General features: G+C 68.9%; 22 protein-coding genes. 13 read left to right on the top strand and 9 right to left on the bottom strand.

Translation table 11 applies throughout. From position 1 onward, the window contains the following. Positions 1-28: 28 nt before the first annotated feature. Positions 29-817 (bottom strand): (5R,7aS)-5-hydroxy-7a-methyl-1-oxo-2,3,5,6,7,7a-hexahydro-1H-indene-carboxyl-CoA reductase, encoded by a 789-nt coding sequence (ipdF, locus tag A5709_RS26350; protein ID WP_067949471.1) that lies wholly within the window; start codon positions 815-817, stop codon positions 29-31. Next, a complete protein-coding gene (gene ipdE1, locus A5709_RS26345; protein ID WP_068123628.1) occupies positions 814-1,962 on the bottom strand; it encodes an acyl-CoA dehydrogenase IpdE1 in 1,149 nt (382 codons plus the stop codon). Before ipdE1 ends, ipdF begins: the two co-directional genes overlap by 4 nt. A gap of 48 nt (positions 1,963-2,010) precedes the next feature. On the opposite strand from ipdE1, the gene fadD3 reads away from it, so the two are divergent. From fadD3 to A5709_RS26320, 5 genes are read left to right on the top strand one after another with little or no spacing between them, the layout of a single operon-like run. Continuing rightward, entirely contained in the window at positions 2,011-3,555 is a 1,545-nt protein-coding gene (fadD3, locus tag A5709_RS26340) for a 3-((3aS,4S,7aS)-7a-methyl-1,5-dioxo-octahydro-1H-inden-4-yl)propanoate--CoA ligase FadD3 (RefSeq protein ID WP_067949467.1), read from the top strand. Between the two features lies 1 nt (position 3,556). Then, the gene (locus tag A5709_RS26335) at positions 3,557-4,702 is read left to right on the top strand and encodes an acyl-CoA dehydrogenase family protein (RefSeq protein WP_068123625.1); all 1,146 of its coding nucleotides are present in this window, start codon (positions 3,557-3,559) and stop codon (positions 4,700-4,702) included. Further along, positions 4,699-5,634, top strand: coding sequence for an acyl-CoA dehydrogenase family protein (locus A5709_RS26330; RefSeq protein WP_068011491.1), 936 nt, complete (start codon positions 4,699-4,701; stop codon positions 5,632-5,634). The genes A5709_RS26335 and A5709_RS26330 overlap by 4 nt, the downstream gene beginning before the upstream one ends. Continuing rightward, on the top strand, positions 5,631-6,581 hold the full coding sequence (locus tag A5709_RS26325) for an acyl-CoA dehydrogenase family protein (protein ID WP_068011492.1): 951 nt from the start codon (positions 5,631-5,633) through the stop codon (positions 6,579-6,581). The genes A5709_RS26330 and A5709_RS26325 overlap by 4 nt, the downstream gene beginning before the upstream one ends. Continuing rightward, on the top strand, positions 6,578-7,735 hold the full coding sequence (locus A5709_RS26320; RefSeq protein WP_068011493.1) for a pyridoxal phosphate-dependent aminotransferase: 1,158 nt from the start codon (positions 6,578-6,580) through the stop codon (positions 7,733-7,735). The genes A5709_RS26325 and A5709_RS26320 overlap by 4 nt, the downstream gene beginning before the upstream one ends. On the opposite strand, the gene A5709_RS26315 is transcribed toward A5709_RS26320, so the two are convergent. Then, entirely contained in the window at positions 7,732-8,562 is an 831-nt protein-coding gene (locus A5709_RS26315; RefSeq protein ID WP_068011494.1) for an arylamine N-acetyltransferase, read from the bottom strand. The two genes, A5709_RS26320 and A5709_RS26315, sit on opposite strands and share 4 nt — an antisense overlap. A 97-nt stretch (positions 8,563-8,659) precedes the next feature. Here A5709_RS26315 and A5709_RS26310 point away from each other — a divergent pair, with 97 nt between their 5' ends. From A5709_RS26310 to A5709_RS26295, 4 genes are all read left to right on the top strand, one after another. Continuing rightward, complete coding sequence (locus A5709_RS26310) at positions 8,660-9,262, top strand: DsbA family protein (protein WP_067949455.1); 603 nt, start codon at positions 8,660-8,662, stop codon at positions 9,260-9,262. Between the two features lie 149 nt (positions 9,263-9,411). Beyond that, positions 9,412-12,561: a serine/threonine-protein kinase gene (locus A5709_RS26305; protein WP_068123624.1), complete on the top strand. Its 3,150-nt coding sequence runs from the start codon at positions 9,412-9,414 to the stop codon at positions 12,559-12,561. 4 nt (positions 12,562-12,565) lie between these two features. Beyond that, positions 12,566-13,099: a nitroreductase family deazaflavin-dependent oxidoreductase gene (locus A5709_RS26300; protein ID WP_231987080.1), complete on the top strand. Its 534-nt coding sequence runs from the start codon at positions 12,566-12,568 to the stop codon at positions 13,097-13,099. A gap of 145 nt (positions 13,100-13,244) precedes the next feature. After that, positions 13,245-13,694: a hypothetical protein gene (locus A5709_RS26295; RefSeq protein ID WP_068123620.1), complete on the top strand. Its 450-nt coding sequence runs from the start codon at positions 13,245-13,247 to the stop codon at positions 13,692-13,694. Between the two features lie 172 nt (positions 13,695-13,866). Here A5709_RS26295 and hsaB read toward each other — a convergent pair whose 3' ends face one another. Genes hsaB through hsaA form a run of 4 tightly spaced genes read right to left on the bottom strand, consistent with a single transcriptional unit; the run spans position 13,867 to position 17,394 of the window. Continuing rightward, on the bottom strand, positions 13,867-14,430 hold the full coding sequence (gene hsaB, locus A5709_RS26290; protein ID WP_067944993.1) for a 3-hydroxy-9,10-secoandrosta-1,3,5(10)-triene-9,17-dione monooxygenase reductase subunit: 564 nt from the start codon (positions 14,428-14,430) through the stop codon (positions 13,867-13,869). Between the two features lie 2 nt (positions 14,431-14,432). Then, positions 14,433-15,335, bottom strand: coding sequence for an iron-dependent extradiol dioxygenase HsaC (gene hsaC / locus A5709_RS26285; protein ID WP_067944991.1), 903 nt, complete (start codon positions 15,333-15,335; stop codon positions 14,433-14,435). Next, complete coding sequence (hsaD, locus tag A5709_RS26280) at positions 15,335-16,207, bottom strand: 4,5:9,10-diseco-3-hydroxy-5,9,17-trioxoandrosta-1(10),2-diene-4-oate hydrolase (protein WP_067944989.1); 873 nt, start codon at positions 16,205-16,207, stop codon at positions 15,335-15,337. The genes hsaC and hsaD overlap by 1 nt, the downstream gene beginning before the upstream one ends. A gap of 2 nt (positions 16,208-16,209) precedes the next feature. After that, on the bottom strand, positions 16,210-17,394 hold the full coding sequence (gene hsaA / locus A5709_RS26275; RefSeq protein ID WP_067944987.1) for a 3-hydroxy-9,10-secoandrosta-1,3,5(10)-triene-9,17-dione monooxygenase oxygenase subunit: 1,185 nt from the start codon (positions 17,392-17,394) through the stop codon (positions 16,210-16,212). A gap of 156 nt (positions 17,395-17,550) precedes the next feature. Here hsaA and A5709_RS26270 point away from each other — a divergent pair, with 156 nt between their 5' ends. The 3 genes from A5709_RS26270 (at position 17,551) to A5709_RS26260 (ending at position 20,127) form a co-directional block, all read left to right on the top strand. Continuing rightward, the gene (locus A5709_RS26270) at positions 17,551-18,633 is read left to right on the top strand and encodes a ferredoxin--NADP reductase (RefSeq protein ID WP_067944985.1); all 1,083 of its coding nucleotides are present in this window, start codon (positions 17,551-17,553) and stop codon (positions 18,631-18,633) included. Positions 18,634-18,683: 50 nt separating this feature from the next. Then, complete coding sequence (locus tag A5709_RS26265; protein WP_067944984.1) at positions 18,684-19,217, top strand: hypothetical protein; 534 nt, start codon at positions 18,684-18,686, stop codon at positions 19,215-19,217. A gap of 82 nt (positions 19,218-19,299) precedes the next feature. Then, the gene (locus tag A5709_RS26260) at positions 19,300-20,127 is read left to right on the top strand and encodes a class I SAM-dependent methyltransferase (RefSeq protein ID WP_068123618.1); all 828 of its coding nucleotides are present in this window, start codon (positions 19,300-19,302) and stop codon (positions 20,125-20,127) included. Positions 20,128-20,134: 7 nt separating this feature from the next. Here the strand turns inward: A5709_RS26260 and A5709_RS26255 are convergent, their stop codons facing one another. Then, the gene (locus tag A5709_RS26255) at positions 20,135-22,252 is read right to left on the bottom strand and encodes an acyl-CoA dehydrogenase (RefSeq protein WP_068011500.1); all 2,118 of its coding nucleotides are present in this window, start codon (positions 22,250-22,252) and stop codon (positions 20,135-20,137) included. A gap of 337 nt (positions 22,253-22,589) precedes the next feature. On the opposite strand from A5709_RS26255, the gene kstR reads away from it, so the two are divergent. Beyond that, entirely contained in the window at positions 22,590-23,189 is a 600-nt protein-coding gene (gene kstR, locus A5709_RS26250; RefSeq protein WP_040621610.1) for a cholesterol catabolism transcriptional regulator KstR, read from the top strand. Between the two features lie 154 nt (positions 23,190-23,343). On the opposite strand, the gene A5709_RS26245 is transcribed toward kstR, so the two are convergent. After that, positions 23,344-24,130, bottom strand: a 787-nt coding sequence (locus A5709_RS26245) for a substrate-binding domain-containing protein (RefSeq protein WP_231987079.1), incomplete at its 5' end; no start/stop codon positions are given.

Here is a 24,130-nt window from a genome sequence, read left to right as displayed (position 1 = left end):
CAAGCGCTTGCTTGGCTAGCAGGGACGCTCACGGATGCTGGCTGGACACCGAGATGACCTCGCCGGTCAGGTAGCTGGAGTAGTCGCTGGCCAAAAAGGCGATGGTGGCCGCCACCTCCCACGGCTCGGCCGCCCGCCCGAACGCTTCACCGGCCGACAGCCGGTCGAGCAGGTCCGTCGAGGTCGTCTTGTCCAGGAACTTGTGCCGGGCGATGCTCGGAGACACCGCGTTGATCCGTACCCCGTATTCGACGGCTTCGATTGCGCTGCAACGGGTTAACGCCATCACGCCCGCTTTGGCGGCCGCGTAGTGCGACTGCGAGTGCTGCGCCCGCCAGCCCAGAACGCTTGCGTTGTTGACGATCACGCCGCCATGGTCCGCATCGCGGAAGTACGCGAGCGCCGCCCGGGTGGCCCGGAACACCGACGACAGGGTCACGTTCAGGACGCGGTCCCACTCGTCGTCGGTCATGTCGACCACCGGCGTCTGACCGCCCAGCCCGGCGTTGTTGACCAAAACGTCGAGCCGGCCCATCCGGGCGGTGGTCGACGCGATCAGCGCGTCCACCTGCGCGCTGGACGTGACGTCGCACAGCACACTCTCGACGCGGCCCAGGCCCAGTCCGGACAGCTCGGCGGCGGTCTCGCCCAGCCGTCGTTCGTGGTGGTCGGACACCACCACGTCGGCGCCCTCGACCAGGGCCCGGCGCGCCGTCGCCGAGCCGATCCCGGTGCCGGCGGCCGCGGTCACGACGACCACCTTGCCCTGCAGAAGCCCGTGCCCGGCAACCTCTTTCGGAGCTTCGGACAGGCTCATCCCTTTACCTCCCGGGGCAGGCCGAGCACCCGCTCGGCGATGATGTTGCGCTGGATCTCGTTAGAGCCGCCGTAGATGGTGTCGGCGCGGGTGAACAGGAAAAGCCGCTGCCACTCGTCGAATTCGCCGTCCGATAAGGTCAGCCCCGGCTTGCCGATCACGTCCATCGCCAGCTCGCCCAGATCGCGATGCCAATTGGCCCACAACAACTTCGACACGTTGTCCTGGCCGGGCTGCTCCACGTCCATGGTGGCCAGTGCGTACGAACGCATGGCCCGCAGCCCGGTCCACGCCCGCGTCAGCCGCTCCCGGATGAACGGGTCGTCGGCGGCGTCGTTGCGCCGCGCGACGCCGGCCAGGTTGGAAAGCTCACGGGCGTAGCGGATCTGCTGCCCGAGCGTCGAGACACCGCGCTCGAAGGTCAGCGTGCCCATGGCGACCCGCCAGCCGTCGCCGGGCTGGCCGACCACCAGGCCTGCGTCGGTGCGGGCGTCGTCGAAGAAGACCTCGTTGAATTCCGAGTCGCCGGTCAGCTGGATGATCGGGCGGACCTGGACCCCGGGCTGATCCAGCGGAACCAGCAGGTAGGACAGCCCGGCGTGCCGCTTGGAGCCCTTCTCGGTGCGAGCGACCACGAAGCACCACTGCGCCCAGTGCGCCAGCGAGGTCCAAACCTTCTGGCCGTTGATCATCCACTGGTCGCCGTCCAATTCGGCGGTGGTGGAGACGTTGGCCAGATCGCTGCCGGCGCCGGGCTCGGAATAGCCCTGGCACCACAGCTCGGTGACGTCGAGGATCTTCGGCAGGAAGCGCTGCTGCTGCTCGGGCGTCCCGAAGGCGATCAGCGTCGGGCCGAGCAGCTCCTCGCCGAAGTGGTTCACCTTGTCCGGGGCGTCGGCTTTGGCGTACTCCTCGTAGAACGCCACCCGGTGCGCCGTCGAGAGCCCCCGGCCGCCGTGTTCCACCGGCCAGCCCAGGCAGGTCAGGCCGGCCTTGGCCAGATGCTGATTCCATGCCCTGCGCTCTTCGAACGCCTCATGCTCGCGCCCCGGTCCGCCGAGGCCCTTGAGAGCTGCGAATTCGCCGACCAGATTGTCGGCGAGCCAACCGCGGACCTCCGCCCGGAACTCCTCGACGTCCTGCATGCCCTGTAGGCTAACCTACCAAGCACTTGCTTTGTTAGAGGAGCATCCATGGGGAGCGATCCGCGCACCGTACCGGCGGCGCTCGATCGTTTGGCGCAGCAACTCCCCGATCACGACGCGTTGATCACCGACGAGCGGTCGTTCACGGCGGCCGCCCTGCGCGACGAGGTGCATCGGGCGGCGGCCGCGCTGATCAGCCTCGGCGTGCAAGCGGGAGACCGCGTGGCGATCTGGTCGCCGAACACCTGGCACTGGGTGGTGGCCTGCCTGGCGATCCACCACGCCGGCGCGGCGATGGTGCCCCTCAACACCCGCTATACCGCCGAGGAGGCCGCCGACATCCTGGCTCGCACCGGTGCGCCCGTGCTGTTCGGGATGGGTCGATTCCTCGGCCACGATCGCATCGCCGACCTGGACCGCTTGGGCCCTGACGCCCTGCCCGCCCTGCGGCACATCGTGCGAATTCCGATCGAGGCTGATGACGGAACGTGGGACGACTTCATCTCCCGCGGCTCCGACACGACGGCGGTCCAAACCCGCGCCGCCGCGGTCACCCCCGACGACGTCAGCGACATCCTGTTCACCTCCGGCACCACCGGCCGCAGCAAAGGGGTGCTCTGCGCGCACCGGCAATCGCTGTCGGCGTCGGCGTCGTGGGCCGCCAACGGCAAGATCACCAGCGACGACCGCTACCTGTGCATCAACCCCTTCTTTCACAACTTCGGGTACAAAGCCGGCATCCTGGCCTGCCTTCAGACCGGTGCGACGCTCATCCCGCACCTGACCTTCGACCCGCTGCGCGCGCTGCAAGCGATCGAGCAACACCGCATCACCGTGCTGCCGGGACCGCCCACCATCTACCAGACGCTGCTGGACCATCCGCGGCGCAAGGACTATGACCTGAGCTCGCTGCGGTTCGCGGTGACCGGAGCGGCCACCGTTCCCGTCGTGTTGGTCGAGCGAATGCAGTCCGAGCTCGACATCGACATCGTGCTGACCGCCTACGGGCTGACCGAGGCGAACGGCATGGGCACCATGTGCCGCGCGGACGACGACGCGGTCACCGTCGCCACGACCTGTGGGCGCCCGTTCGCGGACTTCGAATTGCGCATCGCGGCAACAACTCCCGGCGAAGCGGGTGAGGTTCTGCTGCGCGGGCCGAACGTCATGCTGGGTTACCTCGACGACCCGGCCGCCACGGCGGCCGCGATCGACGCCGACGGGTGGCTGCACACCGGTGACATCGGCGCCGTCGACGCGGCCGGCAACCTGCGCATCACCGACCGGCTCAAGGACATGTACATCTGCGGCGGATTCAACGTCTATCCCGCCGAGGTCGAGCAGGTGCTGGCCCGGATGGAAGGGGTCGCCGACGCAGCGGTGATCGGGGTCCCCGACGAGCGCCTCGGCGAAGTCGGCCGGGCATTCGTGGTGCCCCGGCCCGGCGCCGACCTCGACGAACAGTCCGTGATCGCCTACACCCGTGAACATTTGGCGAACTTCAAGGCGCCGCGGTCGGTGCGGTTCGTCGACGCGTTGCCGCGCAATCCGGGCGGCAAGGTGGTCAAACCACAACTGCGAGAGTGGACGTGAAGTGGATCTGGAATTAGACGAAGAGACCCTGTCCTTCCAGGCGGAGGTGCGGGAATTCTTGTCGGCCAACGCCGATTCGATTCCGACGAAGTCCTACGACAACGCCGAGGGCTTCGCCCAGCACCGCCAGTGGGACCGCGTGCTGTTCGACGCCGGGCTGTCGGTGATCACCTGGCCGAAGAAATACGGGGGTCGCGACGCGCCACTGCTGCACTGGGTGGTGTTCGAGGAGGAGTACTTTCGCGCCGGCGCCCCTGGACGGGCCAGCGCCAACGGCACCTCGATGCTGGCGCCGACGCTGTTCGCCCACGGCACCGAAGAGCAGCTGGACCGCATCCTGCCGAAAATGGCCAGTGGCGAACAGATTTGGGCACAGGCGTGGTCGGAGCCGGAATCCGGCAGCGACCTTGCCTCCCTGCGATCCACCGCGACCAAGACCGACGGCGGGTGGCTGCTGAACGGGCAGAAGATATGGAGTTCCCGCGCGCCGTTCGCGGAAATGGGCTTCGGGCTGTTCCGGTCGGACCCGGCGGCCGAGCGGCACAACGGCCTGACGTACTTCATGTTCGACCTGAAGGCCAAGGGCGTCACCGTGCGACCCATCGTGCAACTGGGCGGCGACACCGGCTTCGGCGAGATCTTCCTCGACGACGTGTTCGTCCCCGACCACGACGTCATCGGCACCCCGAACGAGGGCTGGCGCGCCGCGATGAGCACGTCGAGCAACGAGCGCGGCATGTCCCTGCGCAGCCCGGCCCGGTTCCTCGCGGCGGCCGAACGATTGGTGCAACTGTGGAAGGACCGCGGCTCCCCCGCGGCGTTCGCCGACCGGGTGGCCGACGCGTGGATCAAGGCCCAGGCCTACCGGCTGCAGACCTTCGGCACGGTGACCAGGCTGGCCGAGGGCGGTGAGCTGGGCGCCGAATCGTCGGTGACCAAGGTGTTCTGGTCGGACCTGGACGTGGAGCTGCACCAGACCGCGCTCGACGTACTCGCGGCTGACGGCGAGCTCGCCGGCAAGTGGACCGATGGCCTGCTGTTCGCGCTGGGCGGCCCGATCTACGCCGGCACCAACGAGATTCAGCGCAACATCATCTCGGAGCGGCTGCTGGGCCTGCCGCGCGAGAAGTCCGGGAGCAAGAAGTGAAATTTGCGCTAGACGAACAGCAGCGTGACTTCGCGGCCAGCATCGACGCCGCCCTGGGCGCGGCCGACCTGCCCGGCGTGATCCGCGCGTGGTCGGCGGGCGATACCGCGCCCGGCCGCAAGGTGTGGGGCCAGTTGGCCGACCTCGGCGTCACCGCGCTGGCGGTCCCCGAGAAGTTCGACGGCATCGAGGCGCATCCGGTCGACCTGGTGGTCGCGCTCGAACGCCTGGGCCGGTGGTGCGTGCCCGGGCCGGTAGCCGAATCCATCGCCGTGGCACCGGTTTTGCTCGCTGACGACGACCGCTGCGCCGCCCTGGCCTCCGGTGAGCTCATCGCCACCGTCGCGATGCCGCCGCAGACGCCGCGCGCGGTGGACGCGGACACGGCCGGGCTGGTGCTGGTGGCAACCGACGAGGGCGTCGCCGAAGCGACCCCGGGTGGAGAGCACGAGTCGGTCGATCCGAGCCGGCGCCTCTATGACGTCACCGCGTCTGGCGAGCCCCGGCCAGCGGACGTCAGGCGCGCCTACGAGTTCGGGGCGCTGGCCTCCGCCGCGCAGCTGGTCGGCGCGGCCGAGGCTCTGCTGCGCGACACCGTCGACTACGCCAAGCAGCGGTCGCAATTCGGCCGGGTGATCGGTTCCTATCAGGCGATCAAGCACAAGCTCGCCGACGTGCACATCGCGATCGAGCTGGCCCGGCCGCTGCTGTACGGCGCGGCCCTGACGCTGGAGGCCCGCGACGTCAGCGCGGCCAAGGCGGCGGCGTCGGAGGCGGGCCTGCTTGCCGCGCGGTCGGCGTTGCAGACCCACGGCGCGATCGGGTTCACCCAGGAACACGACCTGTCCCTGTGGTTGCTGCGGGTGCAGGCATTGCGTTCGGCCTGGGGTACGCCCGAGGAGCATCGGCGGCGAGTGCAGGAGGCGCTGTGACTGAAGAACGGGAGATGCTGCGCGAAACCGTCGCGGCCCTGGTGGGCAAGCACGCGAACCCGGCGGCGGTGCGCGCGGCGATGGAGTCGGACCGCGGCTACGACGAGTCGCTGTGGCAGCTGCTGTGTGAGCAGGTGGGCGCCGCCGCGCTGGTCATCCCCGAGGAGTTGGGTGGCGCCGGTGGCGAACTAGCCGATGCCGCAACGGTTTTGCAAGAACTGGGCCGGGCCCTGGTCCCTTCGCCACTGCTGGGCACGACGCTGGCGGAGCTGGCGCTGCTGGCCGCGCCCGAGCCCGACGCCGAGACGCTGGGCGGCCTCGCCGAGGGTACCTCGATCGGCGCGCTGGTGCTCGACGCCGACTATGTGGTCAACGGCGATATCGCCGACGTCGTAATCGCCGTCGACGACGGCCAATTGAGCCGGTGGACCCGATTCGGCGCGCAGCCCGTCACCAGCATGGACCCGACCCGGCGGCTCGCGCGCCTCAAGGCTGAGGCGACCGAACCGATCGGCACCGACCCCGGCCTCGCCGACACGGCGGCTATCCTGCTGGCAGCCGAGCAGATCGGCGCCGCCGAACGGTGCCTGGAGCTCACGGTCGAATATGCCAAGGACAGAGTGCAATTCGGCCGGCCGATCGGGAGTTTCCAGGCCCTCAAGCACCGGATGGCCGACCTGTACGTCACGATCGCCGCCGCGAAGGCCGTCGTTTCCGACGCGTGCGACGAGCCCACCCCGACCAACGCGGCCACCGCGCGCCTCGCCGCGACCGACGCCCTGTGCACCGCGGCCGCAGAAGGCATCCAGCTGCACGGCGGGATCGCGATCACCTGGGAACACGACATGCACCTGTATTTCAAACGCGCCCACGGCAGCGCGCATCTGCTCGCCACACCACGGGAACTGCTGGCACGCCTGGAAGCCGAGGTGCTCGAGACGTCGTGAACGACCACGTCGCGCTGCGCGCCGCCATCCCGCCGTTCTATGTCATGGACGTGTGGCTGGCCGCGGCCGAGCGCCAGCGCAGCCACGGCGACCTGGTGAACCTGTCGGCCGGCCAGCCCAGCGTGGGGGCGCCGGAGCCGGTGCGCGCGGCCGCGGCCTCCGCCCTGCACCTCAACGAGCTCGGTTACACGGTGACGCTGGGGACCCCCGAGCTGCGCGCGGCGATAGCGGCGGATTACCAACGCCAGCATGGGCTTCGGGTCGAACCAGACGAGGTGGTGGTCACCACGGGTTCTTCCGGCGGATTCCTGCTCGCGTTTCTGGCGTGCTTCGACGCCGGTGACCGGGTGGCGCTGGCCAGTCCCGGCTACCCGTGCTACCGAAACATTTTGTCCGCGTTGGGATGTGAAGTGGTCGAAATCCCCTGCGGACCGCAGACCCGATTCCAGCCCACCGCGCAGATGCTCGCCGAACTCGACCCGCCGCCCCACGGTGTGATCGTCGCCAGTCCGGCCAATCCCACCGGAACCGTGATAGCGCCGTCCGAGCTGGCCGCCATCGCGTCGTGGTGCGAGGCGTCCGGGGTGCGGCTGATCAGCGACGAGGTTTACCACGGCCTGGTGTACGAGGGCGCGCCGCAGACCAGCTGCGCCTGGCAGACATCACGAGACGCCGTGGTGGTCAACAGCTTTTCGAAGTACTGGGCCATGACGGGCTGGCGGCTGGGCTGGATGCTGGTACCGCCGGCGCTGCTGCGAGCGGTGGACCGGCTGACCGGCAACTTCACCATCTGCCCGCCCGTGCTGTCGCAACTGGCGGGCGTGGCGGCCTTCACTCCCGAGGCGATCGCCGAAGCCGACGGCAACCTGCACCACTACGCGACCAACCGCGCGCTGCTGCTCGATGGGCTACGTCGGATCGGCATCGACCGGCTCGCGCCCACCGACGGCGCGTTCTACGTCTATGCCGACGTCTCCGGCCTGACCAAGGATTCGACCGGTTTCTGCTCGAAGTTGTTGAGCGACACCGGCGTTGCCATCGCCCCGGGGATCGATTTCGACACCGCGCACGGCAATTCGTTCGTACGGCTGTCGTTCGCCGGGCCGACGGAGGACATCGATGAGGCCCTGCGGCGGATCGGGTCCTGGATCTAAGCGTCCAGGATCTTGTCGAGGCGAGCCTCGAGGGCGCCGCGGTCGCCGACGTCGGACACGTTGATGCCGAACCGGGCGCTGAGGGTGTCGATTACCGCCGCCGCGTCGTCCAGGCGGATCTTCTCGCTGGCGTCGGCGCGGTGGATGGCCAGGTTTCGGCCGGCCAGGTTCAGCCGTGCGTCGTCGGTGACGCGCGCGGCCGTCAGTCCGGTGACGAAGTGCGACGAGGGATGCGTCGAGACGAACCAGCTGCCCACTTGCAGGTCGATGTCGGGCGCGGTCCGGGTGCTGAACTCGTACAGCGGTTGCCACTCGCCGCGAACCTGGGCCTGCAAGACCAGGCCGTCGCCCCGGTCCTCCAGCCGGTAGGGCTCGTGCGTCGTCTGTTGCACACTGCCGGTCTCGATCCGCAGTGGCGAGGTGGGTGTCTGGCCGCCGAAGCCGACGTCGACGAGATACGAAGCGTGGGAGCCGGGGAACGTCACCGCCAGCACGGTGTGCGTCTGCGGCGGTGACGGCGCGTCGAGCGGCCGCATCCACACCACCCGGCCGGCCAGGCGCCGCACGCGGAAGCCCAGCTCGCTCAGCACGTAGCCCATCAGGCCGTTCTGCTCGTAGCAGTAGCCACCGCGGCCCCGCTGAACCAGCTTGCCGGCCAGGGCGCCCGGGCTCAGGTCGTCGACCGGCACACCCATCACCGGATCGAGGTTCTCGAAGGGAATCGCCTTGGTGTGCGCGCTCACCAAGGACCGCAGGACGTCGAGGTTGGGATCCGTGGCGCCGCGATAGCCGATGCGTTCGAAGTACTCGCCCACGTTCAGCGTCATAGGGCCATTCTGCTGCCAACGCCATCGCCAGGCGTGCGACGGCCGGTAGCGGGTATGCCGTCCCCTAGCCCTAAGCCCCGGTTCGAAGGAGGAACCCGTGCCCGACATAGCCCTCTATCTCGACCCAGTCTGTCCGTTCTCCTGGGTGACCGCGCGCTGGCTGCGCGACGCCGCGCAATCCACGCACACGCCGGTCGCCCTGCGGCAGATGAGCCTGGCGGTGCTCAACGAGGGCCAGGACGCCGACGCGAAACAGCAACGCATGATGGACCGGTCGACGCGGTTGGGACGCCTGTTCGCCGCGGCCGTCGCGGAGCGGGGGCCGGACGCGTTCGCGGACCTTTACGACTCGATCGGTCAACGCATCCACGTGCGTGGCGACGAACTCAACGCAGCCGCGATCCGCGAAGCCCTCGCCGAGAACGGCCTCGAGGAGAGGCTCGCCGAAGCGCTCGACGACAGCGGCTTCGACGAAGCGGTCAAGCGGGCGCACCACGCCAGCCAGGACGCCTTGGGCGACGAGGCCGGCAGCCCGATCATCGCGATCGACGACCACGCGTTCTCCGGCCCTGTCCTGACCCGAACACCGAACAAGCAGGACGGTATTCGCTTGCTGGAGGCCGTGCTCACCATCGCCGAGGTTCCGGAATTCGCCGAGCTGCAACGGCCCCATCAAGGCCCGCCGACCATCGACGGCTGAGTGCGCCCGAGCGGCGTTCTCGGCTAACTTTCCCCGGCCGGATCGCGGCCGGGTGAACCCAAGGTTGCCGAAAGGCCCACCCGCGAGGTTCTGAGCGCTAATCTTGAGCTCGCCCGTCACATCTTTCGCGGAGGGTAGAGCGCCAGCAAATGCCTGAAGAGCCCCGGCCTGACAGTGTCGCGCCGGTACCGAGCGGCATCGCCGCGGAGCTGGCGGCCGCGGGGTTCGAGGACGCGCGGCAAGTAGCTCGGGGCGGGGCGGGGGTCATCTACTGCTGCTACGAAACCGCCCTCGGCCGAAGCGTTGCGGTGAAGGTGCTGCCGTCGCACATCGACGACGACAGCCGGGAACGGTTCCTCCGCGAGGGCTACGCGATGGGCGGGCTCTCCGGGCACCCGAACATCGTCAACATCCTGCGGGTCGGCGTCACCCCGAGCGGCAAGCCCTACATCGTGATGCCCTACCACTCGGCGGATTCGCTGGCGGTCCGGCTGCGCCGGGAGGGGCCCGTCGCGTGGCCCGAGGCGTTGCACATTGGTGTAAAGCTCTGCGGCGCACTGGAAACCGCACATCGAACCGGTACGTTGCACCGCGACATCAAGCCCGCGAACATCCTCGTGAACGATTACGGCGAGCCGCAGCTCAGTGATTTCGGGATCGCCCACATCGAGGGCGGATACGAGACGGCGACCGGTTTCTTCTCCGGCACCATCGACTTCACCGCGCCCGAGGTGATGACGGGCAATCCCGCCACGGTGGCCTCCGACATGTATTCGCTGGGCGCCACGCTCTACGCACTCATCGCGGGCAACGCCGCGCACGAGCGCAAGAAGGGCGAAGACCTGATCGCGCAGTACCTGCGGATCAGCACCACCGGAATCCCGGACATGCGTCCCGACGGCATCCCCGACGCGGTGTGCTCGGCGATCGAGCGGGCGATGTCGATCGACCCGGCCGAGCGGCCCGCCTCGGCCGAGGAGTTCGGCCGCGAGCTGCAGGCCGCCCAGCGCGCCAATGGTTTGAAACCCGACGCGATGGCCATCACCGGACGTCCCTCGGCCGTGGCGGGGGACGTCCCGTATGCCGCGTCGGTCCCACCCGGCGGCCACAGCGAGGTGGCGCGGCCGTCCGCCCTGAACACATCGAGCATGCCCGCGCCGACGCGTGGGCCGGGTGGGCACGACGACCCGACCTCCGCGATCAGCGCTCCGCTCGGCCGCGATCACGCGCTGGAGACCGCGGCGCTTCCACCGCCGGCGCCCGCCGAGCTGGCCAGCTTATTGCGCGGAGGAAAGGCACCGGCGACCCAGCCGAAGGTGCGGCCGCCTAACGCAGCCCCGCCGCCGGGCCGAAACGGCGGCGCCCAGGGCCCGCCGCGTAGTCCGAGGGACCGGGCCGCGGCTTGGTTCACGGAGCCCGGGAAGAAGCGGAACCGCATCGCGCTGACGGCCGGCGCGGTCGCGGCGGTCGTGCTGTTGGTAGCCGGGGGGATCTATTTCGCCCTCTCGCCGGACAACAACGCCGGGTCGAAGGGTACGTCGGGCCAACCGACCGCGCAGCCGCCCATGCAGTGGAAGCCGATCACCAACGCGCGCATCTCGCGGGACGCGGCGGCCACCACGCAGGCCGACGGCACGATCTGGATCTTCGGCGGTATCCGCAACGACGGCGCGCTGACCGGACTGCAGGAGGGTTACGACCCCGTCATCGACAGCTGGAAGGGCGGCGACGACCTACCCGTCCCCGTCTCGCACGCCATGGCGGTCACCTGGCAGGGCAACCCCGTCGTCCTCGGCGGCTGGAAGCGCGAAGGCGGCAAACCCGTTGCCACCGACCAGGTCTGGCGGGTCGTCAACAGCCGCTGGGTCGAGCTTCCGCACCTGCTGCAGCCCCGGGCGGCCGCAGCGGCGGCCGTGGTGGGCGACCGCCTGATCGTCACGGGCGGGGTCGACGCGAGCGGCGCGCTGCTGAACACCACCGAGGTGTTCGACGGCAACACCTGGACCCTTGGCGCGCCCATCCCGACCCCGCGTCAGATGCTGGCCGCCGCCTCGGACGGAAAGCTGGTGTACACCGTGGGCGGCGCCAGCGGCTCCACGGATCTGGCGACGGTCGAGGCCTACGATCCGGCCGCGAAGACGTGGACGCCGTTGCCCGCGCTGAGCCAGCCGCGAAGCGACCTCGGCGTGGCGATCGTCGACGGGCGCCTGGTCGCGGTCGGCGGCGTGTCGGCCGGGCAAATCCTCAAGAGCGTCTCCGCCTTCGACCTGATGACGAAGACGTGGTCGGGTCTGCCCGACATGACCACCGCGCGACACGGCATGGCCGTCGACGCGGTGGAGAAATCCGTGTACGCGATCGGTGGGTCGACCGCCGTCGGCGACGGCCAGCTCACCTCGTCGGCGGAAGCCCTGAAACTGCCGGCCCGCAGGATCCAGCCGGCGTCTCAGTGGCGCACGCTGCCGGACGCGCCCACCGCCCGGTTGATGACGGCATGGGCTGTGGTCAACGACAAGATCTGGATCGTGGGCGGCCTGCGCAACGGTGTCGCGCTACAGACGGTGGAGAGCTACGACCCGCAGACCGGCGCCTGGCAGACCGGGCCGCCCCTGCCCATCCCGCTGCATCACGCGGCGGCGGCGGCCTATCGCGGCGAGGTGGTGGTGCTCGGCGGTGCCAGCGATCAGCTGGCCGACGCGTCCGACAAGGTGTTCGCGCTGCGCGGCGGCAATTGGGTCGAGTTGCCGCATCTGACGCACGCGCGTGCGGCACCGGCCGCGGCGGTGGTGGGTGACAAGCTCGTCGCGGTGGGCGGCCAGAACGCCAAACAGGTCGTCCCGCAGACCGAGGTCTTCGACGGCAATTCGTGGCAGGATGCCGCCGACATGCCGACGCCGCGCGAACATCTGGCCGCGGTGTCGGATGGCACCTACGTGTACGCGATCGGCGGTAGGTTCCTTTCGGCCGACAAGAACTCCTCGGCGAACGAACGGTTCGATCCGCAATCGGGCAACTGGACCAAACTGGTCGGCATGCCGACCCCGCGCGGGAGTTACGGCGCGACCTACATCGACGGCCGCATCGTGGTCGTCGGCGGCGAGGAGCCGACGATGGTGCTGAACGTCGTCGAGATGTACGACATCGCCGACGCGAAGTGGAGCACCCTGCCGCCGATGCCCACCGCGCGCCACGCCGAGGTGGTGGCGACGGTGGGCAACACCGTCTACTGCATCGGCGGCGCGAACCGGCCGACCCACGAGGGCCCGATCGCGACCGTGGAGGCGCTCGACTTCATGTAATGACGTGGTTGTCGACTGGTTGTACGGCGTCAAGCGGTGGATGTATCGGGGTGGGCGGCCCGGCTTTCCGGCCAGAGTGCTGAATCGGCTGTCCGCACTGCAGTATTCGGCCGGCATTCTCTCCCCGGCGCGGGCGATGACCCTCGAGGTGCTTGGACGGCGGTCCGGACGGGTGGTTTCGGTGCCGGTGGTCGTCGTCGATTACGAAGGCGGGCGCTATTTGGTGTCGATGCTCGGCAACGACGCGAACTGGGTGCGCAATGTTCGTGCCGCCGGCGGGAGGGCCGTCCTGCGCCGTAGGCGGGCGGAACCGGTCCACCTGCTTGACGTTGGCACCGATGCCCGCGCACCGATCTTGCGCCGCTACGTCGCGGTCGCACCCGGGGCGCGCCCCCACATTCCGCTCGGCAGCAACGCCCCGTTGGCCGAATTCGAGCGCATCGCCGCGCGCTACCCCGTCTTCCGGGTAATCCCCGACGACCCGTCCGGTTCGCAAGGGCACTGGCGCGAGGGTGGGCAACGAGGAACATCGCCGTAGCACCCAAGTGAGCGGCCAGGGCGGGCGCCATTCAGCCGGCACGCGGCCGCGGCCGAAGTCGGTTGTTTTACTTGCGCCAAATACGGGGACCCTGCTACGAGCCCATGCCCAGCACAGGCGACAACCGATCTGACGGGAGCCGATCATGAATAGCAGCACTACCTGGATCGTGGTCGCCGCGGCGGCGATCTTGCTCATTCTCGTCGCGGCCGTCGCGCTCAACAGCATGCGGCGCCGTCGGCGGCAACGACAGGCCGAGGAGATTCGCGAACAAGCGAGGCTGGCCACGGCCGAAGTTGAGCGGCGGGAAGCCTTGGCGCAGGAGACGGCCGCCAAGGCTCGCGCGGCGCAAGCCGAGGCGGAGGTCAAGGCCGCCGAGGCCGCACGGCTGCAAGAGCGGGCAGCCGAGCATCAAGGCGAGGTCGCGACATCGCGCGAGCAGCTCCGTGAGCAATGGGACCGTGCCGACAGCCTTGACCCCGGGGCGGGAAAGCAAACGGGTGAGCCTGAATCCTCAGACCAACCGGCAGTCGCTCACGAGGCCGGCGAGGTCGGCAGTCACCGCGCCGCCTCCGATCGGCCGCCCGCCGGCTGACCAAGACCCACTGGGCTACCGGCTGGATCGCCCCCTCAGCGAGCCATCGGGTAGCCCACAATGCCGGGCCGGGCGCATCGACCGCTTGCGACGATTCGTTGGCGCGAAATGTCAAGGGAGGACAACGCCGCCACATCCGCGAAGCGGGCGATGCCCCGGCCCGCGCGAACGTTTAGAGCCAGGTGTCCTGGGTGGTGGCGGTGAGGAACGCCTCCAGGTCGTCGCGCCACTGGGCCGGTGTGGTCTTGTCCGGTTCGATCCCGGTGTATTCCCCGCGATAGAACAGCAGCGGGCGCGGCTTGATCTTGGGCGCCTCCGACAGCGACTGGACCGCGCCGAATACCACGAAGTGGTCGCCGCCGTCGTGCACCGACGCCACCGTGCAGTCGATGTAGGCCAGCGACCCGTCGATGATCGGTGAGCCGAGTTCGGAAGCGTGCCAGTCGATTCCGGCGAACTTGTCGGGCTCCTTCGATCCGAATCGCGCGGAAACGTGCTTCTGCTTCTCGGTCAGCACGTTGACGCAGAACCGGCCGCTGGCCTCGATGGCCTGCCAGGACCGCGACACCTTGGTGGGGCAGAACAACACCAGCGGCGGGTCCAGCGACAACGCCGCGAACGACTGGCAGGCGAAGCCGATAGGGACGTCGTCGTGCACCGTGGTGATGATGGTGATGCCGGTGCAGAACTGACCCAGCACCTGCCGGAAGGACCGCGGATCGATCGGCGCAGACATGACTATCCGCGGGCGCCGACCGTGAAGTCGTGGCCCCACAGGCTGACGGCCGTGCTTTCCCGGGCGACCCAGTCGTTATCCTCGACTTGCCTTCCCTCGCAGCCGAATTCGACGTCGAACCCGCCGGGTGTCTTCATGTAGAAGGACAGCATCAGGTCGTTGACATGCCGGCCAAGCGTGGCCGACATGGGCACCTTGCGGCGCAACGCCCGGTCGAGGCAGAGCCCGACGTCGTCGGAGTTCTCGACCTCCATCATCAGGTGCACGATGCCGCTCGGCGTCGGCAGCGGCAGGAAGGCCAGACTGTGGTGACGCGGGTTGCAACCGAAGAACCTCAGCCACGCGGGCGCACCGTCGGCGGGTCGACCGACCAGCTGGGGCGGCATCCGCATGGAGTCGCGCAACTTGAAGCCGAGCACGTCACGGTAGAAGTGCAAGGCCTCGTCGTCGTCGCGGGTGGACAACACCACGTGGCCCAGGCCCTGCTCGCCGGTGACGAACTTGTGCCCGTACGGGCTCACCACGCGGCGGTGCTCCAGTGCGACGCCGTGGAAGACCTCCAGGCAGTTGCCGGACGGGTCGGCGAACCGGATCATCTCGACGACGCGGCGGTCCGCCAGCTCGGCCGCGGTGGCCTCCTTGTAGGGCACGCCCTCGACGTCGAGCCGGCCCCGAATCTCTTGCAGCCCTTCGGCATTGGCGCATTCCCAGCCGGCCTCCATGAGGTGGTCGCGCTCGCCGGGCACGATCACCAGCCGGGCCGGGAAATCGTCCATGCGCAGGTACAGCGCGCCCTCGGTAGTGCCGCTGCCCTCGACCATGCCGAGCACCTTGAGGCCGTACTCACGCCAGGCCGCCATGTCGGTGGCCTCGATGCGCAGGTAGCCCAGCGATCGGATGCTCATCACGCACCTCCCAGGAAATCAACGGTCAACTTGTTGAACTCGTCGAACTTCTCCACCTGCGCCCAATGTCCACACTGCCCGAAAACGTGGAGCTGCGCACGCGGAATGGTCTTCAGCGCGACCAGCGCGCCGTCCAGCGGGTTGACCCGGTCCTCGCGGCCCCAGATCAACAACACGGGCTGGCGCAGCCGGTGCACCTCGCGCCACATCATCCCGAGCTCGAAGTCGGCCCCCGCGAACGACATTCCCATCGCCCGGGTCGCCGTCAGCGATTCCGGCGTGCTGGCCAGCGCGAACCGCTCGTCGATCAGCTCCGGCGTGATGAGCTTCTGGTCGTAGACCATGACCCGCAGGAACGCCTCGAGGTTTTCCCGGGTGGGTTCGACCGAGAACTTCCCCAGCCGCTTGACGCCCTCGGTCGGATCGGGGGCGAACAGGTTGATGCTGAGCCCGCCGGGTCCCATCAACACCAGTCGGCCGGCCCGGTCCGGGTAGTCGAGGGCGAACCGCACCGCGGTGCCCCCGCCAAGCGAATTGCCCACCAGCGGAACGCGTCCCAGCTCGAGCTGGTCGAACAGCCCCTTGAGCGCCCGCGCGGCGTAGTGGTTGAACTGCCCGTGCTCGGCGCGCTTGTCGGATAGCCCGTAACCGGGCTGATCGACGGCCAGCACATGGAACCGCTGCGCCAGCACCGGGATGTTGCGCGAGAAGTTCGTCCAACTGGCAGCGCCGGGGCCGCCGCCGTGCAGCAGCACCACGGTTTGGTCGTTGGCGACCCCGGCCTCGTGGTAGTGCAGCTTCAGCGGTCCGTCGACGTCGACTTCGGCGAACCGCGAGGTGGACTCGAACGTCAGCTCTTCGGTAGCCGTCACGGCTAGACCATCGTGTCGCCCGGCGGCAACCCGAACTCGTTGTTCCCGAAGATCTGGTAAGCCCGCTCGGGATCGTTGGCGGCGTGCACCCGGCCGGCGTGCGCGTCGCGCCAGAACCGTTGCACCGGTTGGTCGTTGCCGAGCGCAGTGGCCCCGGAAGCCTCGAACAGCCGGTCGATGGAAGCGATCGCACGTCCGGTCGCACGCACCTGGTCGCGGCGGGCGCGGGCGCGCAGCTCGAACGGGATCTCCTTGCCCGCGGACAACAACGCGTACTCGTCGGCGACGTTGCCGCTCAACTGGCGCCAGGCCGCGTCGATATCGCTGGCAGCCTCGGCGATGCGCACCTTGGCGAACGGATCGTCCTTCGCCTTCTCCCCGGCGAACGCTGCGCGCACCCGCTTGCCCTGATGCTCCACGTGCGCGTCGTACGCGCCGTAGGCCATGCCGACGATCGGCGCGGAGATGGTGGTGGGGTGCATTGTGCCCCAAGGCATCTTGTAGACCGGGGCGGTGTTGGTCTGGTACCCGCCGGCGGTGCCGTCGTTCATCGCCTTGTAGGACAGGAACCGGTGCCGGGGCACGAAGACATCCTTGACGACCACGGTGTTGCTGCCGGTGCCGCGCAAGCCGACGACATGCCAGACGTCGTCGATGCGGTACTCGCTGCGCGGGATCAGGAAGCTGCCGAAGTCGACCGGACGGCCGTCCTTGATCACCGGACCGCCGAGGAAGGCCCACGTGGCGTGGTCACATCCCGACGACCAGTTCCAGGAACCGTTGACCAGATATCCCCCGTCGGTCACCACACCCGCGCCCATCGGCGCGTACGACGACGAGACCCGCACGTTCGGGTCGTCGCCCCAGACTTCCTCCTGGGCCTGCTGGTCGAACAGCGCCAGGTGCCAGTTGTGCACGCCGATGATGGAGCTCACCCATCCGGTGGAACCGCAGGCGCTGGCCAGCCGCCGTACCGCCTCGTAGAACAGGCCGGGATCGCATTGCAGCCCACCCCACTGCTCGGGCTGGAGCAGGGTGAAGAAGCCGACGTCCTGCAGATCCTGAACGGTTTCGTCGGGCAGCCGCCGCAAATCCTCCGTCGCCTGGGCGCGCTCCCGAATCCGCGGCAGCAGATCATCGATGCCAGCCAAAACCGACTGCGCGTCGCGTTGTTGAATGGACGTCACTAGGTTTGCCTCCTGGGCCAAACTTATTCAGCGGACTTACACCAGAGACTAGAACACGTTCCGATTTGTGTCGAGCAGGGTATTCCTGCGGCTGGTAGCGATACGAATCCGCTTTTCTGTAACATGTTCTAGTTGTAACGAGAGGGAGGATGGGTCTTGGCCGAGGCCAATCTCGACGAGCCGCTCGGTGACCACGTCCTTGAACTGCAGATCGCCGAGGTCGTTGCCGAAACGGACGACGCGCGGTCGCTGGTGTTCGCGGTGCCCGATGAGCCGGGCGACCCCGACATCCCGCCCGAACGGCTGCGCTATGCCCCGGGCCAGTTCTTGACGTTGCGCGTTCCCAGCGAGCGCACCGGATCGGTGGCCCGCTGCTACTCGCTGTGCAGCTCGCCGTTCACCGACGACGCGCTGACCGTCACGATCAAACGGACCGCCGACGGATACGCGTCGAACTGGCTGTGCGAGCACGCGCGGGCGGGCATGCGGATCCACGTGCTGGCGCCGTCGGGCAACTTCGTGCCGAAGACGCTCGACGACGACTTCCTGTTGATGGCCGCGGGCAGCGGGATCACCCCGATCATGTCGATCTGCAAGTCGGCCCTCGCCGAGGGCAGCGGCCAGGTGACGCTGCTCTATGCCAATCGCGATGACCGGTCGGTGATCTTCTCCGACGCGCTGCGCGACCTGTCGGCCAAATATCCCGACCGGCTCACGGTGGTGCACTGGCTGGAATCGCTGCAGGGCATGCCCAGCGTGACCGCGCTGGCCAAGCTCGCCGCCCCCTATACCGATCGGCCCGTGTACATCTGCGGGCCCGGCCCCTTCATGGACGCCGCCCGCGAAGCGCTGGATTCACTGAAAGTTCCTGCGCCGCAAGTCCATATCGAGGTGTTCAAGTCGCTGGACTCCGACCCGTTCGCGGCGGTGAAGATCGAAGACACCGCCCCGGGCGACGAGCCGCCGGCCACTGCGGTGGTGCAGCTGGACGGTGAAACCCACACCGTGTCGTGGCCGCGCAACGCCAAGCTGCTCGACGTGTTGCTCGCGAAAGGTTTGGATGCGCCGTTCTCCTGCCGCGAGGGCCATTGCGGTGCGTGTGCGTGCACCCTGCGCAGCGGAAAGGTGAGCATGGAGGTCAACGACGTGCTCGAGCAACAGGACCTCGACGACGGCCTGATTCTGGCCTGTCAATCTCACCCGGAATCTGATTCGGTAGAAGTCACCTACGACGAGTAGTGGTGGGGTTAGGTTCACCGTTAGGGTTGGCGAACCGAGAGGGGAGCAGCATGAAGCGGCTGATAACCGGGTTTGCCGTGGTCGGATCGGCGCTGACGTTCCTGCCCGGCCCGGTCGCCGGCGCGGCCAGCAACACCGCGACCACGTTGTTCCCGCTGGACGGCCCCAACCAGCTGGAGACGCGCACCATCCTGAATTGCTTCAAGTCCGACGGCCACTGCGACTTCACCGCCGGCGCGGACATGCTGACGCCCGACGGGCCGACCGGGTTTCCGCACGAGCTGTGGGCCCGCCAGACCACCGAGATCCGGTCGTCGAACCGGCTGGCCTACCTGGACGCGCACGCCACCGGCCAGTACGAGCGGGTGATGAAGTCGATGGGTTCCGACGAGATCACCACGGTCTACTTCGGCGAGGGCCCGCCGGACAAGTACCAGACGACGGGTCGCATCGACTCCACGGATTGGCAGACGGGCCAGCCCAAGACCGACAACAACGTCATCGTCTGCACCCACATCCAGGTGGTCTACCCCGGGGTCAACATCACCTCGCCCAGCACCTGCGCGCAGACCACGTTCTCTTAGGGCGTCGAGATTGCGCCCGCGGTTGTGATGTCGCGCATTCCACGACCGTGGCGGCGATCTCGCCGCATGCCCCGGGCACATCATGGGTGAGCGCATAAACCTCACCGGGACGCAGCAGACCGCGCTGGTCACCCTCTACGGCAAGGCGCTGGACAGTCGCCGGCCCGATTCCATCCTCGGCGACCGGGAAGCCGACAGGGCCGTGCGGCGCCTCGACTACGACTTCAGCAGCCTGCACATGCGCCGCCGCGATCAGCAGTCCTCCGCGGTGCGCTCCAAGGCCTACGACCGGCGGGTCATGCGATTCCTCGACGGCCACCCCGACTGTGTCGTCTTGCATTTGGGCTGCGGGCTCGACACGCGGGCCTACCGCGTCAACCCGCCGACCACCGTCGACTGGTACGACATCGACTTGCCCGACGTGATCGCGTTGCGCCGCAAGCTGTTTGAACCGCGCGCGGGCCTGCACCTCCTCGGCGCCTCGGTCACCGACCCGCAGCTGCTCGACGGAATCGCCCGCGAGCGTGAGGTCCTGGTTGTCGCGGAGGGGCTGACACCCTATCTACGGCGCGCCGACGGCCTGGCGATGCTGCGGCGCATCGTCGGGCATTTCGAAGCCGGGGAGATGCTGCTGGACGGCTACAGCCGGGCCGGAGTGTGGCTCCTGCAGCGCTACCCTCCGGTCAAAGCCTCTGGTGCGCAACTTGATTGGAGCATAGGCGACCCGCGTGCGCTGGAGCGGGCCGTGCCGGGGCTGGTGTTCGACGGCGAGTGGTGGTTCGCCGACGCCGAAGAGATCCGCCGGGTCTACTCACCGTGGTACTGGTGGCTGATGCAGGTGCTGTTCCGGATCACGCCGGTCAGGCGCCTGGGCCGCGGCCTGCGTTACCACTTTCGGATCAGCCGTTGACACCGAGTCAGCGCGGTAGGCCGAGCAGTCGCTCGGCGGCCACGGTAAGCAGGATCTGCTCGGTACCACCGGCGATGGTGAGGCAGCGGGTGTTGAGGAAGTCGTACACCGCGTGGTTGCGGACCAGCCCCCCGCCCTCGGAGACGTCCATCATGTATTCGGCCAGCGCCTGCCGGTAGCGCACCCCGATGAGCTTGCGGACGCTGGACTGCGCCCCCGGGTCTTGCCCGCCCACGGCGAGCTGGGCGATCCGCTGGTCGAGCAACGCGCCGGTCTGGGCGATGACGATCAACCGGCCGAGCCGATCCTGCTGCGCCGCATCGAGATCCAACTCCGCGAGCACCTTGAGCAACTCCTCCATCGGGTTGCCCAGCGCGGTGCCGGTGGCCATCGCGACCCGCTCGTTGGCCAGCGTCGTGCGGGCCAGCCGCCAGCCGTCGTTCACCTCGCCGACCACCATCTCGTCGGGGACGAACACGTTGTCCAGGAAGACCTCGTTGAACAGTGAATCACCGGTGATCTCGCGCAGCGGGCGGATCTCGATGCCCGGCGATTTCATGTCCACCAGGAAGTAGGTGATGCCCTTGTGCTTCGGGGCGTCGGGGTCGGTGCGCGCCAGGCACACGCCCCACCGCGCCTTGTGCGCCGCCGACGTCCACACCTTCTGCCCGGTGAGCAGCCAGCCGCCCTCCCCGCGCACCGCCTTGGTGCGCAGCGACGCCAGATCGGAGCCGGCTCCCGGCTCGGAAAACAGTTGGCACCACAGGAATTCACCGCGCAGGGTGCCCGGGACGAAGCGCTCGATCTGCTCCGGCGTGCCGTGCTCGAGGATGGTGGGCGCCGCCCACCAGCCGATCACCAGGTCCGGCCGCACCACGCCGGCCGCGGCCATCTCCTGATCGATCAGCAGCTGCTCGGCCGGCGACGCGCCGCGCCCGTGCGGCGCAGGCCAGTGCGGCGCCTGCAGCCCCGCCTCGGCGAGCGCCGCCTGCCGTTTCTCTTCGGGCAGCGCGGCGATTTCGGCGACGGCGGCGGCGATCTCCGCACGCTGGCCCTCGACGCCGGTGAGGTCGATCCCCAGTCGCCGCCGCACACCGCCCTGGGTGAGTTCGGTGACGCGGCGCAACCAGCGCTCGGCGCCGCCGAGGAAGCTGCCGATGGCGTGCGCCCGGCGCAGGTACAGGTGCGCGTCGTGTTCCCAGGTGCAGCCGATGCCGCCGAGCACCTGGATGCAGTCCTTGACGTTGGCTTTCGCGGCGGCGATGCCGATGCTGGCCGCCAGTGCCGCCGCGATGGAGAATTGGTCCGCATCGGAATCCGCTGCGGCGCGGGCGGCGTCGGCGGCGGCCACCTCCGCCTGCTCGGCGCGACACAGCATCTCCGCGCACAGGTGCTTGACGGCCTGGAAGCTGCCAATCGGTTTGCCGAACTGCTCGCGGACCTTGGCGTAGTCGACGGCGGTGTCCAGCGACCAGCGGGTGATGCCCGCCGCCTCGGCCGCGAGCACCGTCGCTGCCAGTTCCTCGACGCGCTGGGACGACGCGGTGACCTTGGTGGCCGGGGCGGACGTCAGCACCACCCGGGCCAACGGGCGCGAGAAGTCGGTGGCGTCCAGCGTCTCGATTTGCACGCCGGCGCTCTCGGAGTCGACCAGGAGCCACGTCCCGCCGGCAGGCAGCAACAGGACGCCCCCGCTGGCGGCGCCCAACACCAATGGCAGGGTGCCGGAGGCCCGCTGACCGTCGAACTGCGCGTCCCCGTCCAGCGCCAGCCCAGCGAAGCGTTCGCCGCCGGCCAGCTGAGCCAGCAGTTCGGGGTCGGAGGCCACGAGCGTTGCCAGCGCCGTCGTCGCCACCGGCCCGGGCACCAGCGCCTTGGCGGCTTCCTCGACCATCGCGCACAAATCCTCGACGCTGCCGCCTGCCCCGCCGTGCTCCTCCGGGATCGCCACACCGAAAATGCCCAGCTCGGCGAGGCGGGCAAACACCGGGCGCCACGCGTCGGCGTCACCCCGCTCGACCTCGCGGATCGCCGTGGTCCCGCCGGGCCCCGCCGCCGAATTGCGGGCCCAGTCGCGCACCAGCGCACGCGCGGCGAACTGCTCGTCTGTGACGGTCGCTACCACTTTCGGGACCTCCGCGTCCTTGGACTCAACGTGACGCTGGGGCCTACGACCCCTAGCTCTCGATTCTCCTGCGTGTCTCGGGTCGCTGCGCAACCCGCCTCGTCGCAGACTAGAACGTGTTCTAATAGTGCCAGCGATCGACCGTCAAGTCGAACGCCATCACAGCAGCACACGCGGCTGTCCCGGCGGTACGGAGGTGGGAAATTCACACTCAGCATGCGTATCGTTTGCAAGCGAGCCGCCAGGAACAGGAGCAACCCGTCATATGCCAGCCGGTGCCAACTCGAGGGCCAACGCGAGCCGCGCGTCTGACTCGCAACCGCGCGAGGTCATGAACGTGGCGGTATTGGCGGAGTCCGAACTCGGCTCGGAGGCACAGCGGGAACGCCGGAAGCGCATTCTGGACGCCACCATGGCCATCGCATCCAAGGGGGGCTACGAGGCGGTTCAGATGCGCGCCGTCGCGGACCGCGCCGACGTGGCGGTGGGCACGCTGTACCGCTATTTCCCGTCGAAGGTGCACCTGCTGGTGTCGGCCCTGGGCCGGGAATTCAGCCGCATCGACGCCAAGACCGACCGCTCGTCGGTTGCCGGGGGTACGCCGTTCCAGCGGCTGAACTTCATGGTCGGCAAGCTCAACCGCGCGATGCAGCGCAACCCCCTGCTCACCGAGGCCATGACGCGGGCCTACGTCTTCGCCGACGCCTCGGCGGCCAGCGAGGTCGACCAGGTGGAGAAGCTCATCGACTCCATGTTCGCCCGGGCGATGGCCGACGGCGAACCGACCGAGGACCAGTACCACATCGCCCGGGTGATCTCCGACGTCTGGCTGTCCAACCTGCTCGCCTGGCTCACCCGGCGGGCGTCGGCCACCGACGTCAGCAAGCGGCTGGACCTGGCAGTGCGGTTGCTGATCGGCGACCAGAACGGCGGCTAGCGGCGATCGCAAGCGCGGCTTTGGGGGCACCTCCCGCTTGCGGGGGACCGAGCGCTGCGGGTCGCCGCCATCCGGCTAGCGGCGATCGCAAGCGCGGCGTTGGGGGCACCTCCCGCTTGCGGCGGACCGGGCGCTGCGGGTCGCCGCCATCCGGCTAGGCGGGCGGACCCGAGGTGCGGCCCCGGATCAGCTCGGTAGCCAGGACCTCCGCGACCGGCAGGCCTGACCGCGGCGGATTCAGCAACAGTTCACCGGCCCGGCGGCCCTTCTGCAGGCTCGGCTGCGACACGGTGGTCAGCCCCCGACCGATCGCGTCGGGCACGCCGTCGAAACCGGTCACGGTCATCTGCCCGGGCACGTAAATGCCATGCGCGCGAAGGTAATCCATGGCGGACAGGGCCAATATGTCGGCGGTGCACATCAGCGCGGTGATCCGCGGGTTGGCCTCCAACGCCGCCTTCGCGGCGGCTCCACCGGAATCCGGCAGGTGCTCGTAGCTCTCCACCACGGTCAGCGCATCCGGGTCGACGCCGGCGGCCGTCATCGCCTCCCACACGCCGATGATGCGTTCGCGCTGCACGTCGAAGGCCGGCGACCGTAACCGGTCCGCGTCCACCAACCCCTGCCGGCGGTCCCGGCCCAGCCGCATCGTCAGCAGCCCGATCTCGCGATGCCCGAGCCCGAGCACGTAGTCGGCCAGCTCACGCATCGCCGCCCGGTCGTCGATGCCCACCCGGGACACCCCGGCGAGCCCCTTCGGCTGGTCGACGACCACGACCGGTAACCGGCGCTGCAAGACGACCTGCAGGTATGGGTCTTCATCGCAGACCGAATACACGACGAAGCCGTCCACGCCGGCACCGAGCACCGCGCCGGCGTGCGACGCTGGCGTCGTTGGCGGACGAACTGAAGGTTTCGCGCACCACGATTTCGAACGCCTT

The sequence above is a fragment of the Mycobacterium sp. E1386 genome (assembly GCF_001672745.1).
Lineage (GTDB): Bacteria > Actinomycetota > Actinomycetes > Mycobacteriales > Mycobacteriaceae > Mycobacterium.
The sequence above is the reverse complement of the archived record's forward strand: the minus strand, read 5'-3'. Positions and strand labels throughout refer to the sequence as shown.

Bases quoted from the DNA above. Each gene is read 5' to 3' on its own strand.
- A5709_RS26260 (WP_068123618.1), top strand. From the start codon at position 19,300: ATGGGTGAGCGCATAAACCTCACCGGGACGCAGCAGACCGCGCTGGTC.
- A5709_RS26265 (WP_067944984.1), top strand. From the start codon at position 18,684: ATGAAGCGGCTGATAACCGGGTTTGCCGTGGTCGGATCGGCGCTGACG.
- ipdE1 (WP_068123628.1), bottom strand. From the start codon at position 1,962: ATGCAGGACGTCGAGGAGTTCCGGGCGGAGGTCCGCGGTTGGCTCGCC.
- fadD3 (WP_067949467.1), top strand. From the start codon at position 2,011: ATGGGGAGCGATCCGCGCACCGTACCGGCGGCGCTCGATCGTTTGGCG.
- hsaC (WP_067944991.1), bottom strand. From the start codon at position 15,335: ATGAGCATCCGATCGCTGGGCTACCTGCGCATCGAGGCCACCGACATG.
- A5709_RS26315 (WP_068011494.1), bottom strand. From the start codon at position 8,562: ATGACGCTGAACGTGGGCGAGTACTTCGAACGCATCGGCTATCGCGGC.
- hsaB (WP_067944993.1), bottom strand. From the start codon at position 14,430: ATGTCTGCGCCGATCGATCCGCGGTCCTTCCGGCAGGTGCTGGGTCAG.
- A5709_RS26295 (WP_068123620.1), top strand. From the start codon at position 13,245: ATGAATAGCAGCACTACCTGGATCGTGGTCGCCGCGGCGGCGATCTTG.
- A5709_RS26305 (WP_068123624.1), top strand. From the start codon at position 9,412: ATGCCTGAAGAGCCCCGGCCTGACAGTGTCGCGCCGGTACCGAGCGGC.
- ipdF (WP_067949471.1), bottom strand. From the start codon at position 817: ATGAGCCTGTCCGAAGCTCCGAAAGAGGTTGCCGGGCACGGGCTTCTG.